Here is a 12,768-nt window from a genome sequence, read left to right on the forward strand (position 1 = left end):
AAGATTTTTCTGCGCGAACACTCACTCATCGGAAAGGGCTATCGGTGGCGCGCCATCGAGCCTCTTTTCAATGAACCTCTTGAGTTTCCGGGCTGCCCTTGCGCCCAAATACGCCAGCTGCAGCTGCGGCAGCGCAAATCTGGCGCCCTTTCCGGCGTTCAGGACAAAGGTCGTTTGTTCCGCCGCCGCGGTGCCCACTCCCGGGCGTAGTTGGAGGACTGCCGAAGCGCCCGCTCCTTCTCCTTTGTCGTTGGGAAGCGTGACGTCAGCGCCGAGCCCTGGGAGATCCGCGCGCACCGATACGCTTTCGCCCGCCATGGAATCCACCGTCACGTCGAACTGGATTCCGCCCTTCGCGGTGACCTCGCCGATGCCCAAGCCGACAGATTGGGATTGGGAGGCTCCAAGCCGGAAGATCAGGCCTACGTCACCTTCGTGGTCGGCCGCGACTCCAAGCTCGACGGAAAGATCGAGTTCGAGCGCCTTGGGGTCCACGTAACCGTGGTCCTCGCTGGCACCGTTCGTTCGGGTGGGATCGAACCGTTCATCGGCTTTGCGGGCAACCCACTGCAGGGGCAAAGGAAGCCCCAAGTCCGCGGAGATCGCGGCTACCGCCACCTCCCGTCCATCGGGATCGACCAGACGCACCGGATTGTTCCGAGCGTAGGCAAAGCGGTTCCAAGACTGAGGCGCCAGGGGGCTGCCGGCCACCGGGTCCACGCTCAGGAAGCGCCCGAATAGCGGGCTGTAGTAGCGCGCGTGCATGTAGTCGAGATCCCCCTCGACGGGCCCGTTGGCGTCGCGCTCATGGCCGGTGAATTGAAGCTCCTCTGCGCCGGCTGCGGGTATTTCGGTGTAGCCGCCGAAGGGGTAGTAGGTGTTGAGGGTCACCCGTGCCCCGGCCTCGTCGGTGATCAGGCGGGTGGTGCCGAGATGGTCCAGGTGGAAGTGGCGAGTCTCACCGCCGGCCTGTTCGGCGGCCACTTGGCGATCGCCGGCGTGAATGTAGTTCTTGAGCCGGCTCCAGCCTCCGGCGGACTGACGGAAGCGGCTCAGCACTTGGTTGCCCGGGCCGCGGGGAGTCCAAGTCTGGGCACCGCTCTCCAGGTCGAGGACGGCCACCCGCTCATCGTCGACGGTGTAGAGATAGGACCGATCGGCACCGCCGCCGGCGAGGGTCAGGCGGGAGAGCTGGTCGAAGGGATCGTAGCGGTAGGCATAGGCTAGGCCACCGATGTCGAGGGCGGTGAGATTGCCACGCGGATCGAAGACGGCACCCTCGGCGACGGTGAGCCGGTTGCGCCCGTCAACGCCGATGGACCGGACGGAGCCATCGGTCGTGATGGCGCGCAAATTGCCGTAGGCGTCATAGCGAAAGTCCTGATCGCGGGTGCCGGTGCTGGTGGCGACCCGGCTTTCGGTGAGCCGGCCGGCCAGGTCGTAGCTGTAGCGCTCGACGCCGTTCGAGGTGTCGATGCGATGAATGTTGCCGGCACCGTCGTAGTGGAACGGCCCGTAGGTCCAATCGCCGCCGGAAACTCCCGAGGTTCGGATGCGGTGGAGCGGCGACCAAGCCGTGGCGCTCAGCTCGTGATGGTCGGTGACACCGTTGGCGTGGGTGAGCGAAGCGAGGAGTCCGGTCGGGTGGTAGCGAATCTCGTCCGCAAAGCCGGGAATCGCCGTCAGGAAGCCGCGGTTGAAACCGAAGGCCACCGTGGGCGCGGCGACCACGTCCTCGCACGGTGGCCGGTCGCAGGTGGGATAGCGCAGCGCGGTGACGTTGCCGAGTGGGTCGTATCCGACCACCTCGGCTTCGAAAGTCGGACCGTCGCTCGCACGCACCGAGTACTTCGACAGTCGGCCGCCGGCCTGACCGTAGTGCAACGTCTCGGTCACCACCACGTCGTCGACCAGCCCCGGATCGGCGGCTTGGGCGATGCGATTGTGGCGCTTGGTCTGGTGTAGTTTGCCGGCGCAGAGGCCGGCACATGCGCCATTGCCGCGGGCGTAGAAGTACTCCTTCCAGAGGGATCTCGACGCTCCTTCGACCTGCTCGACCTGGGTCAACCTCCCGGCCCGGTCGTAGCGGTACTCGAGATTCCAGGGGGAGCCCGGCGGATCGACGGCCAGCACGTTGCCCAGCGGATCGTAGGCCGGGTAGCGCAGGGTCCCCGGTGACCCGGTGCCGAGTTCCGGATGGGTCTCCGAGCTGATGAAGCCGCGCCGATCGTAAGTGAAAGAACGCTCCTGGCCGGTGCAGGGATTGCCCGGGTCGTCGTCGGCGTCGTCGATGCAAACCCGGGTCAAGCGGTCGCCACGGTCGTACGCGTAGGTCGTCGTCACCGGTGCGCCGCCCTCCCCGGCCGGTTCGCGCACCAGGACCAGGCGGCCCAGGCCGTCGCGTATTTCCTGCCGGTGGGATTCCTGCGAACCACTGGCCGTGTGAACGTCCACGGTCTGATCCACCCGGCGATCGCCGAAGTAAGTGAACCGGATGACCGAGTCGTCCGGCCGGACGACCCGCGCCGGCCGGCCCAAGGAGTCGTAGTCCTCGAAGCGCGTGACGAATCCCGAAGGCCCGTCGCTGCCCCACTCGGAGGTCGATAGCAACTGACCCGCCGGATCGTGCGCGAAACGGCGCACGGCGAACCCCGCGGGTAGGCGCCGGCGTTCTTCGACCGGCCGGCCCAACTCGTCGTAGGCGAGGATGCTGCGGGTGAGGGTGGCGGCGCCGGTACAGTTCGTCGAGCCGTGCACACAGGTGCGCACCCGGTATTCGAGATCTGCGAGGTCGTAGGTGTGAACGGTCCAGGCCCAACCGTTCGCCTGCGGCTTCTCGTGGATCAACCGGTTCATCCGATCGTAGACGAACTCCGTCTCGTGACCGGCGGCATCGCGACTCTTGACCACCTTGCCGGTCGACGGATCCACCGTGTGATCCTCGATGAGGAGCACCGTTTGCGCGCTGCAACCGGTGGCGGCCGGGTCGCAGGACAGGTAGCGGCTGCGAGCCAGGGATCCGTAGTCGTAGTCATGGGCTACGACGTACGGACCGTGCGCCGGAGCCGCCGCCGCGCCACAGCCCGTGTTTAGGCCCTGGTCGTCGCCGCCGTAGTGCACTTCCCTGATTCGGTTTCCGTGCGCGTCCGGGACCCACCTCACCAGCAGGTCGCCGGCGCCCTCAGCCGCTGCCTTGAGGATCCGCCGGCCGGCGAGGAAGCCGGTCGCCGGATCGAAGCAAAACAGCGATCGCTCCCTCGAGCCCCCCGCGGTCACATTGCGCTCGCTGTAGGTGTCGAGAATCCACGGATCCCCCGGGGCGGGCAGGGTGAAAGCTGGGCTGCCACCGAGGGTGCCGCGATCGGGGTTGTACTGAGTGACGATCGTCTTTCGGCTCTCCCCTATCGGAAAGTCACTATCGCGGACCTCCCGGCGGAAGTGCCCCAGACCGTCGTAGTCGCTATACCTGGATTCGACGAAGTGTTCGCCGTCGTCGTGGTAGACGGTGCGCCGCCAGCGCACCCGGTGGTCGCGCTCGAACTCCGAGCCGCTGCCCTGGCGATCGCTGTCGTAATCGAGCCAGACGCTGCGCGTCGGCGTAGCGGCGCCGGGGGCATAGGTTTCCGTGGACAAATAAGGGGGATCCGCTTGGAATTCGCCCTGGGCGTGAGGATCGCATTGGGTGTAGGGCAGGCCGCGCTTGTAATACTGACCGTCTTCGGCGGCCATGAAGTAGTGGACGGTCCGGTTGCCCACCGGATCGGTAATGGTGGTCTGGTAGTGACAAGGCTGGAAATCGAGATCCGTGTGGTCTCCGGGCTCTCGGTCCATTGGCGCCTCCCACTCCGACCAGCTCGGCTGATAGGTCCACTCGCCGAGACTTTGGCCCAACCGTCCGGTGACCGCCTTGCGCCGGACTCCGAAGTTGAAGTTCGGAGCGTAGTCATCGAGTGGATACTGCGGGTCTCCCACCGGCTTGGAGAATAGGAATTCGTAGCGGCCGTACTCCCAGGTATAGGTGGCGCCGGTGGGCAGCCGGAGCGACTCGATCGCCCCGGACTTGCGGGGACCGGCGCCGTCGTCACCGGTGTGGTAGGTCATGACCAAGCGCGATCCGTCCGGCTGGTGGACGGCAGTCAACAAGTCCACATCCACCGACAGCGGTGGATCTTCGCTGGTGAGAGCAGCGCAGTTGAGCCGCTGCCGCATTTCGGCGTAGCGGTGCCTTGGGACCGATACAGACTCGGCGTACTCGAAAGAATAGGAAACCGTTCCGTCGATCCAGCTCAACTTGACCTCTCGAATGCGCGACCCGGGGGGCGCAAGGGGGTCGAAAAGAACCTCCTGGGTCCGATGGTGCCGCGTGTCGTTGAGGACCCAGCGATGGTTCGCGGCCGAGTAGTCGACGGTCAGAAACTCACCGAAGGGATCTCGGAACTGGACCGGTCGCCAGTCGGGCTCGGCCGGGGTGCCTTGGTTGACGAATCGCTGGGTCACCCCGTCCGGAAAGTCGAGTTCGATCTCACAGTCGGCGGCATAGGGTCCCGTGGGGGCGGTGTGGCAGGCACCGGAACTGCGCATGCGGATGTAGGAGCCGTCGTTGGTGAAGGAGATCTGCGGCTGCCCGAGGTCGGGATGCAGGCTGTCGTAGAAGCCTTGCCGACCACCGTCCGGGCCGGCATAGATCCAGCGGTTCCCAAACCGGTTGAAGGGAGCCTGATTGGGCTCGAACAGCCGCCCGAGGGACACCGACCAGCCGATGCCGGCGTTGGACTGCCGCGCCGGATACGCAATGTGCAGATCCACATCGCCCTCGCTCGTGCGACAGAACTCAGGATCCCAATCCCAGGCGTTGGAGTTGTAGAGCAATTGCAAGCCGTAGGACCTGCCGCCGCCGGTGGGAAACTGCTGACCGAGGGGAAGGGTCAACACCAGATTGCCGCTCTGGGCGTTGACGCGGTCGATGTCACCGACCGCGAAGGGCGTGTTCTCGGGGAGTCCTCGGCGATGGCTCGGGAAGTCGTCCACCGGCCCCTGAGCACCCGCCGCCCCGGGGAGGACGAGGAAGAGAAGCGTCATCATCCGAAAGATCTTTCGCATCAGTATGTTCTCGCTTTCATCGCCCTACGGCGCCGCGCGCCACGAGCGGTAGTCATCGATCGAGTAGCTGCCCGAGACTCCGTCGTCGGTAGCAAAGCCTCCGCCCAGCAGGTCGGTGTCGACCCCAGGGGTGTCATTGTCGAGGCGTGGATGCCGGGACCGGGCGTGATCGCGACCGCCAGGCCGTGGCTTCCCTCGACAGCGGCCACCGAACTGGCCGCCACCTGACCTCCTCCTGAAACCGCCGGTGCCCAGGCGTCCAGGGTGGCCGAGTCGAAGTCGTCCACCTGGACGAAAGAACGGCTGCGAGCCCCGCGACAGGAACGGAAGTCATCGAAATAGAGCGAGCCCGCGACATCCGGTTCGATGCCGTAGACCGCTCCCAGATTGACGCCGTCGATCCAGCGGAGATCGTTGTCGACCTGCGCCAAAACCAAGGCCTGGCGGTGGTCGATCCACAGGCGAGCGCCGCCGTCCGAGGCGCCCGGCCCGCTGCCCGCCCACCACTCGAGATGGATCCTCTGGCGCTGATCGAAGATCGGGGCCGACCGGGCCTCCCAGACGCCGGCGTCGCTACGCACAGCCAGCACCAGCTCATAACCCTCCGTGCTTTTGCGCAAGGCCAGGCTCACCACCACTCCATAGCCGCCTTGGCCGCCGGTGAGCACCGGATGCTCGGCTCCCCGTTTCATCGTCAAGGCGGAGGGGTCGAACAAGAACCGGCTCTGGAAGTGGGTCTCCCTTTCCGGCGAGGCGTCATGGAGAAACACTCCTTGAGCCCCCGGCTGGAGGGCCACTTCCAGTCCCGCGGAGCCGGCGAGGGCCGCGGCGGGAGAGGTCGTCACCTGTCCACCGCTGGCGACCACCTGGGTCCAACCGGCCAGGGTCGATTCGAAGTCGTCCGAGAGAATCTCGACGCAGGCGGCCTCGGCCTCCAGCGTCACCTCCGCCGACGCGGTGAGCGTCGGGTGCTCGTGCCAGGCGGCGGTGTAGTCGAAAGTGTCCACACCGGCGGTCCAGAACGCCGGATCCGGGACGTAGCGGATACTGAGGCCGCTGCCGCGAGGATTGATCCTTCCCCACTGCGGATCGCTCCAGCCGTCGAGGAACAACTCACCGACCGGCCGGTCGTCGTCCAGCAACGCGGCAGAGGGAAGGTCGAAGCTCAGCGCACCCTCCGGCACCAGGAAGACATCGGGACCCGCGGCGACCGGGCTGGCGTCCACGGTAATCGTCACCGTTGCCGGATCCGATACCCGCCCAAAGCGGTCGCGCACCACGTAGGAGAACCGATCGGTGCCGACGAATCCGGGTTGCGGCTGATACACGACGCTCGCCGGTTGGAGCTCCACGTGGCCGTGCTCGGGACCGCCCGGTTGGAGCGCGACGATCAATGCCTCGCCGCTGTCGTTGGCCAGAAGATCGCCGAAGGGAATCGCGACCGGCAAGTCCTCATAGGTCGGAATCTCGTCCGGCGCGGCGAGGATCGGCGGAACCGGTCCGGCGAACAGCCAGATCGTCCCCGACGCCGAGGTGCCGTCCGCTTGCTGGCCGGGCATCGGATCCAGCTCGGCCGTGTAGGCGAAGGAATCCGGAGCGCAGCCGGTATAGAAGGCCTCTTCGGGCTGGTATTGCCAGCCGCCGAAGGAGCCGTCGCCGGCATACCAGGGCAGCACCCGACCGCAATCGGTTTCGACGAACTGCGGGGCGCCTCCCACCGCCCGCACTAGGCCCGGCGGCTCGTCGTTTGCTAGAACATGGCCGATTTGCCCAGAGAGATGGCCCGACGGAATGAAGAAGTGGTCGACAACGCCCGGCGGCACCCGATACAGGTCCGGCCGCGCCTCGACACCGTTGGTGGCGATCAACGTCACCTCACCGCGGTCCAGCCGCTCCGGCGAGGTGTCGAGGTAGATCTCGTAGTGCAGGGTCGCCCGACGAGAGGTCCAGAAGTCGGCGTTCGGGAAGAACTCGATCACCCCGTCGTCCCGGGCTGCGGTACGGGTCGCGGCTTCGTCCGACGCCACAACCTGGATTCGGCCCGGCGGACCATCGTTGGGGAGCAGGTACGCGTTGGGAATCCGCAACACCTCGCGGTCCGGGTCGAAGGGCACCTTGACGACGTCGTCCTGGGCCGTCGGCGAAGGCACCAGCCGCACCGCGGCGCTGTCCGTCAGTTCCTGGTCGAGCACCGCCGCATAGGTGAACTCGAAACTGGCGCCGGGCTGATCCCAGAAGGGCGGAGCCGGTTCGAATCCCCACAGCGGACCGGCCTGGAAACTCAGCGAACCGAAGCTTGGGTCGTAGTCGGACGGCAGACGGTCCTCCACCGTCAAGGGTCCCGGAGCGTCGTCGTTGCTCAATAGCCAGGCGAACTCCACCGGGTAGGTGCCACCCCACGGCACCGGGCCGAAATCGTCGCGAGCTTGCACGGGATTGTTCTCGAACAAATGAACCGTCGCCCTGGCCGTCGCCTGGGGATTGCCGGCGAGTTCGATCTCGTAGCTGAAGCGGTCGCCCTCCTCCGGAAACGGACCGGGGCGGGTGTGGGTGTACCGCCAGCCCTGGGCGGTGCCGGTGAGGGTTCCGTGGAAGGGGCCGGAGCCGGGCACGGCACGACGGACGGCGGTCAGCCCGGTCGGCAGGTCGTCGCCAAGCACCTCGGCGAAGGAGATGTCCTCCACCCGATCGGTTCCGATGACGATGTAGTCGTCGTCCGCGAGAGGACCCTCAGGAACCAGGCTGGCGGTCGCCGAGGCGGTGAGATGCGGGTTGTCGCGATGCCGGATCGTGTACTCGAAACTTCCCAGCCGCCCGCTCCAGAAGGCCGGGTTGTTGACGTGGAAACGGACGTCGCCGGTGTCGGTGATCCGGGCGTTGCCGTACTGCCCCCACAGCTCCACGGAGCTCAACTCCACCCGGCCGGCGGGCGTGTCGTTGGCCAGCAGGTCGCCGGCCGGGATGTCGTAGGCGGCGTTCACCGGATCGAAGGAAATCGGTACCAGAACCTCCGGCTGCGCTACCGGCGCCTCCTCGACGTGCGGCCAGACCTCCACCCAGTTCAAGTTGTAGGAGGCGTCGTCGAGGTAGAGGCGCACCACCTGCTCACCGGCCGGCAGCACCACCTCGGGCTTCACCACCACCTCCCAAGAGCCGGCGGTCCCGGGCGCCGGAGACGTTGAAGGCAAGAGGATGGCGGCATCGACTCCGGCGTCCTCGATCTGGAACGACAGCGTTCCAGGAACTCCGGAAGTCGTGGTGCTGTAGTGGACGATCAGGTCGTAGGAGCCGCCTTCGGCGATGTCCACGGTGTACTCCAACCACTCTCCCGGACGGGTGGACGACAGCACCGTCTGCAGATATTCGTCCGTGCCGGGTATGCCGAGGGTGTTGAGGTCCGGCCCATCGGAGCGATAGTCGCCGAAGGAGTTACCCGGCGTCGTGTCGTGGAAGGTCCATCCCTCACCGCCTTCGGGAACCTCCACCAGATCGAAGTCTTCGACCTGTAGACGTCCGGGCAGAGAGTGCGGCCCGGAACCCGCGGGATACGGGAACTGCGGCGGCTCGACAACCTCCACCAGGGTCAGCGAATCGAAGCGACAGCAGCCGTCGTCGAAGGTGAGACGCAAGACTTGAGCGTCACCGCCGCTGAGCGCCAGGCCGGACGCCTCCGCTTCGCTCCAAGTACCACCGGTACCCGGCAGATCCAGCGTCCCCTGGGCCGTGCCGATCTCATAGCGCACCCGGCCGGGTACCGTGCCGGGATGGAGGTAGCGCAGGGACAGATCAAAGGTGGCGTCGTGGGTCACGTCGATGGTGTATTCGAGCCACTCCCCCGCTACCGTTCGCTCCACCGCCACCGGGCCGGCGCCACCGGCATCCACCCATTCTTCCGGTCGGAAGGGGGTCGCCGCCTGGTTACCGGGGGTGTCGTCGAGATAGGCGATCCCCGGCCCCCCTCGGTCAAAGTGTTCCGCTTCGATCACCGAGCCGGGCACCGCATGGGTCGCATAGGGCGTTTGCGACAGCACGATCGAATCACCCGCTTCGACGTGGAAGTCGTCCAACCGCAACCGACCGGACACCGGTTCGTCCACGGCGTTGAGGTGGAAACCGGCATAGCGGAGCGTCGGGTTCACGGCCGCCGGCAACTCGACACCGGCGAGCACCAGAACGCCGTTCACCCAGGCATAGACCCGGCGCTCGGCGGTGTCGTAGGCGAGCTTCAGGTGGTTGGCCTCGGTGGCCGCGAAGCCGGGCGCGGCAACGGCCAGCAGGCGATGCTGATTGCCGGCCGCGTAGACATCGACCCGCCCCGAGGCACGCAGCAGCATCCACACCTGTCCCACCGTCCAGTAGCCACCGGTCGGCTGGCTGGCCAGGCCGATGCCGACCCAGGCAGCCCCGTCGAGGCTCACCCGCGCCTCGACCTGGGTCACCGGGCGGTCGGGAAATGCCAGCGGATCAAAGGAGACGCCGCCCTGATCTTGCGGCGAAGTGGCCGGGTCGCCGCTGTTGGTCACCGCTCCGTCGGCAGCCAGCACAACACCGGCGGTAGCACTCCAGGGGCGGGCACCGACCTCCGTGAGCGTGCCGTCGAGGCGAACGCCGGGCCGGCGGTCGGAGCCGTTGAGGGTGAACGTGTCGTCGACCACGCCACCGGTTCCGGCGGTCAGGGTGAGGGCGGCCGCATGCGAGGTCACCGCGTCGCCGGAGACGGCGTTGGTCACTCGACACCGGTATTCTCCGATCACCGTCGAATCGGCGTCGCCGATCGCCAGCCGCCGCGTGCCGGCGCCGGAGAAGGAACCACCGTCCACCAGATCCCGGTCGTCCTTCATCCATCGATAGGCGAGCGGAGCGCCGGACGGCACCGACGCCGTCACCTCTAAGAACGCCGTCCCGCCCGGCGGCACGACCATCGGCTGAGGATGCTGGTCGATCCGCGGCACAGCGAGGTCGCTGTCGGTGGCGATATAGAGCACCCAGTCCTGGGTGCCTGAGCGACTGAAGGTCGGGCCGCGGCCCGCCGACTCAAAGGCGCCGGTTCGAGGATCGAACCACTCCGCCCGGTACTCGGCGGGCAGATCTGGAACGGTGGCACTGCCCGCCCGGAAGAAGTACAACAAATACTCGGAGCCCGGCCGGGCCAGCGCCCACACCGGCCGTTCGGAGTCGAGGCCGGTGAGGCCCTGGAACGGTTCCATACCCACCAGATCGATCGCGCGACTTTCCACCAAAGTCCGCGTGTACCCGGTCCATCGCATGGCGTCCCGGGAACCGGCCTCGAAGAGGGTTTCCTCGGATTCGTCGGCGGCAAACTCAAAGACCAGGGGGTAGGCACCCGACAGCAACGAGAGCCATGCCTTCTGCCGCCGGTTCTTAGTGGTGCCGTTGTAGGTACAGCAATCGTTGTCGGCCAGCAGCGGACGGCTCTCGCCGGCGAACTGGTCGGCCAGCGCCGCTTGAATCTGGACATACAGGTCCCGCGGGTTGCAGGTCTCGATGCCGCCGGTGCATCCAGAGTTGGCCGAGCTGTCGCCGGGCAACCAGTGACCTTCCACATTGCTGTGATCGGGAAGATCGAGGGGCATGACCAAATGCCGAGCGTAGCCCTCATCCTGCTCGACATTGCGAATCACATCGCGAATCTCTTCCCGCCAGGTCCTCACCCACGGCCGATTCTTGGCCGGCTCGTTGGCGACCTCCCAAATGATGTTTCCGTAGCCGCCGAGTTGCCGGACCACCCGCCGGACGAAGCGGTCTTGGTAGGTCCGGACCTTGGGATCGGTGTACCAGATGGACGCCTGGGCCGGATTTCCGCCCATCGGATCGACGCCGGCCGGCACGCCGTTGGCATTGTTGCCGCGCGAGAAGAAGTCGTATTTCCGGCCGCCTTTGTAGTGATGGCCGTTGTGGGAGGTCCAGTTGAACTCCCAATCGTTGACGTGACTGGCGTCGAAAAAGGCCAGCACCATCACGATGCCCCTTTCATCGGCGTAGCGAACGACGTCCTCCCAATAGTCAAAAAAGGACTCATCGAACCGATCGAGGTCGAACTTCTTGCGGTTGAGGCCCAGTTCCGAACCGTCGGCGGTGCAGCACTGGTCACTACGCTGGTACGGCAGGAGAGCCGCCGACGATGAGGCCTCGAGCGCCATGTTGAGGGTAAGAAAAGCGCGGGTCAGGTTGAGATCATGGCTTGCCAGTTCGTCAAGGAGCGCCTGGTGGTACGGCTGTCCCTCGTTGTAGAGGGGGCGATGGAGGGACGACAGCGAGTGCAGCCCGGGGTAGTAGCCCGCAACGAACAGCGACCGACCGTCACGAATCAGGCGACGGGGATCGAGGGGATCCGTGGTCACCGGCGAGGGAGAACTTCCGCCACCGCTCGCAACCACCACCTCGACCGATGCGGTGTCGAATCGCCCCCCTTCGTCGGTGAGCCGGTAGTGGATTTGGCAGCCGTCGCTGCTACCGCCCTGCGGATCGTAGTGAACGGTGCCATCGCCGTTGGCGCTCGCCGTGCCCGGGCAAGTACCGCCGGTGACGGTGACGGTGAGCACTTCTCCATCGGCATCGGAGTCGTTGGCGAGCGGATCGATGGTGATCGGCGTGGCGGCGTCGGTGGTGGCGCTGTCGGGTCGTGCCACCGGCCTGGTGCCATGCTCGGAAGCGAGGAGCGAGGCGACGGCAGCGAAAAAAACGAGTGACGCGAGGTGCGGGGTTTTCATCCGATTCTCCGGGTCTTGCCGGGCCGAACTCGGCTCGACGTCTACCCTGGAATGCGCCGTTCGCTCCAGCCAATTGATCACCGGCCGAAAAATTGACGTGCCGCGGCCCTCCCGCGGTGGACACTCATCCGCTGCCGGAGGCACGGGTTAGACTCCGCCCGGAGGGACCGGCCGGAAGCGGCGAACGCGATGGAGAAGAGAGTGATGAAACGACTTGCGCTATGCCTCGCGGCGGGCGTCCTGTGGGCCGCCCCTGGGGTGGCCGCCGGCGAGGACCCGGCCGACGACGATCCAGCCGCCGTCCGCGCTCAGGTAGTCGAGCGCATCGAGGCCGCCGCCGCCGCGTTCAACCGCGGGGACAGCGAGGAGTTCGCCGCCCAGTTCTGGCCCGAGGGCACTTACGAATGGATTGTCCCCCATTCCGATCATCTAGAAGATCGGGCCACCATTGAGGAAACCTTCCACGAGTACTTCGAACTCGCTCCCGAGGGATCCGTCGATCACGGCATCGACGAGGTGCGGATCGATGGCGACATCGCCATTGTCAGCGGCACCTACGTCGTCGCCGGAATGGGCAATCTGTCCGGGCGCGTTTGCTACGTCGCGGTGGCTGAGCAGCGTGGGGCGGCTGGCTGGCGGTACCGCCATGTGTGGGCGATGACCCCCTGCGGACCCGGCCCGCGGGATCCCGGCGACGCCATCGCCAACTAGCAGTTGGCTGAAAAGGCCTTCGGCCTATTTTTTCAACTGCACTGCTAGCTTTTCCTTCAGGGGGCTGGGCGCCCCCTCACCTGAAAAGGCTAGCCTTTTCAGGCTCACCCCGTCCTCGGCGCCTACGGCGCCGCCTCGCCCTACGGGCTCGGAGCTTGGGCGCTGACGAGATCCTTAGTACCCGGCTATCCTGCTTCCACCCGGCAACCCCGTGCGGTCGTCGCCG

At 66.4% G+C, this 12,768-nt stretch carries 3 protein-coding genes; 1 reads left to right on the forward strand and 2 read right to left on the reverse strand.

From position 1 onward, the window contains the following. Nucleotides 1-21: 21 nt before the first annotated feature. Both AAF481_13215 and AAF481_13220 read right to left on the reverse strand, forming a co-directional pair. Nucleotides 22-5,100, reverse strand: a complete 5,079-nt coding sequence (locus tag AAF481_13215) for an RHS repeat-associated core domain-containing protein (GenBank protein ID MEM7482129.1) — start codon at nucleotides 5,098-5,100, stop codon at nucleotides 22-24. Continuing rightward, complete coding sequence (locus tag AAF481_13220) at nucleotides 5,100-11,831, reverse strand: Ig-like domain-containing protein (GenBank protein ID MEM7482130.1); 6,732 nt, start codon at nucleotides 11,829-11,831, stop codon at nucleotides 5,100-5,102. The genes AAF481_13215 and AAF481_13220 overlap by 1 nt, the downstream gene beginning before the upstream one ends. Before the next feature lie 204 nt (nucleotides 11,832-12,035). On the opposite strand from AAF481_13220, the gene AAF481_13225 reads away from it, so the two are divergent. Further along, a complete protein-coding gene (locus tag AAF481_13225) occupies nucleotides 12,036-12,542 on the forward strand; it encodes a DUF4440 domain-containing protein (protein ID MEM7482131.1) in 507 nt (168 codons plus the stop codon). The last annotated feature ends 226 nt before the right edge of the window (nucleotides 12,543-12,768 follow it).

Source organism: Acidobacteriota bacterium (assembly GCA_039030395.1).
GTDB lineage: Bacteria > Acidobacteriota > Thermoanaerobaculia > Multivoradales > JBCCEF01 > JBCCEF01.